At 71.3% G+C, this 1,683-nt stretch carries 1 protein-coding gene; it reads right to left on the minus strand.

Going from position 1 to position 1,683, the window contains the following annotated elements:
* Positions 1–1,683 (minus strand): non-ribosomal peptide synthetase (locus Mam01_RS35940; RefSeq protein ID WP_204289677.1); only part of this gene is annotated, 1,683 nt, incomplete at both ends.

The raw sequence follows: 1,683 nt of genomic DNA on the forward strand, positions 1-1,683 counted from the left end.
AACCCGCGGATCTTGACCTGGTCGTCGGCCCGCCCGGACACCACGATCTGCCCGTCGGCGGTCCAGTACGCCAGGTCACCCGTCCGGTACATCCGCTCCCCAAGAGCGAACGGACACGCGACGAACCGCTCAGCCGTCAACGCCGGCCGTTTCGCATACCCGCGCGCCAATCCGGCGCCCGCGAGATACAACTCGCCGGTCACGCCGGGCGGCACCGGCCGCAGGTGGTCGTCCAGGATGTAGGTCCGGGTGTTCTCGATCGGCCGCCCGATCGGCACCGCACCCACACCGGCCGACAACGGGCCGCTCATCGTCGCGATCACCGTGGCCTCGGTCGGACCATAGGCGTTGACGAACCGGCGGCCCTCCGCCCACCGCTCCACCAACGACGACGGGCACACCTCACCCGCCACCGACACCGTGCGCACCGAGGGGGCCAGGTCATCGGCCGCGGCCAGCACCGACGGCGGCATCATCAGGTGCGTCACCCCGAAGGCGGCGGTGACCTCGCCCAGCGACCCGTACGGCGGCAGCATCTCGCTGCCGGCCACCACCAACGCACCCCCCGACAACAAAGCGGTGCAGAACTCCGCGAACGCCACATCGAAACTCAGCGAGGTGAACTGCAGCACCCGCGCCCCGCCCCCCGCCCCCAACCGGGCGATGTGCGCCGCCGCCAGGCTGCCGACCCCGCGATGGGAGACCACCACACCCTTCGGCGTCCCGGTCGACCCCGAGGTGTAGATCACATACGCCGGATGATCGAGGTGCAGCGGCGCCACCCGATCCGCATCCGACGGCGCAGTGCCCGGCAACCCCGACAGGTCCAGCAGGTCGAACACCACCCGCGGCGCATCAGCGGCAGCAGCCGACAACGACGGTTCCGTGGTGGTGGTGCACACCGTCAGCACCGGGGCGGCGTCGTCCAGCATGAAGGCGATCCGCGACGCGGGGTGACGGGGGTCTATCGGCAGGTAGCCCGCACCCGCCTTACCCACCCCCAGAAGCACCGCGATCAGCTCCGGCGAGCGCTCCATCATCACGCCGACCAGGTCCTCCGGACCCACGCCCCGGCCCATCAGCTCATGCGCGATCCGGTTGGCCGCCGCGTCCAACTCCGCATACGACCACGACCGACCCGCTCCGATCACCGCCACCGCGTCCGGCGTCAGCGCCACCTGCGCCTCGAACAACCCGCCGAACGTCCCCTCCGCCACTCCGGCAGCGGTGTCGTTCCACCCCCACAGCACCGCCTCCCTCTCGACCTCGTCCAACACCTCGACCTGGCTGAGCCGTACAGAGGGGTCGGAGGCCACCTGCTCCAGCACCCGCACCAACCGCTGGGCGAGCGCCTGGGCGGTGGACTCGTCGAACAGGTCGGCGGCGTAGAGCAGCCCGCCGATCAGGCCGGCCGGAGCCCCGGTCTCGTCCCGGTGCTCCACCAGCGTCAGCGACAGATCGAACCGGGCCGTCGCGTCCGCCGGCCCCTCGTCCAGTGGGGCAACTCTCAGGCCGGGCAGGTCCCACTGGCCCTGGGCCTCCGGCAGGTTCTGCAGGACCAGCATCACCTGGAAGAGCGGGTTGCGGGACAGGGAGCGGGTGGGGTTGAGCTCGTCCACGAGGCGTTCGAAGGGGACGTCCTGGTGGGCGTAGGCGGCCAGGTCGGTCTCCCGCACCCGGCTC

It is taken from the genome of Microbispora amethystogenes (assembly GCF_016863015.1).
GTDB classification, from domain to species: Bacteria; Actinomycetota; Actinomycetes; order Streptosporangiales; family Streptosporangiaceae; genus Microbispora; species Microbispora amethystogenes.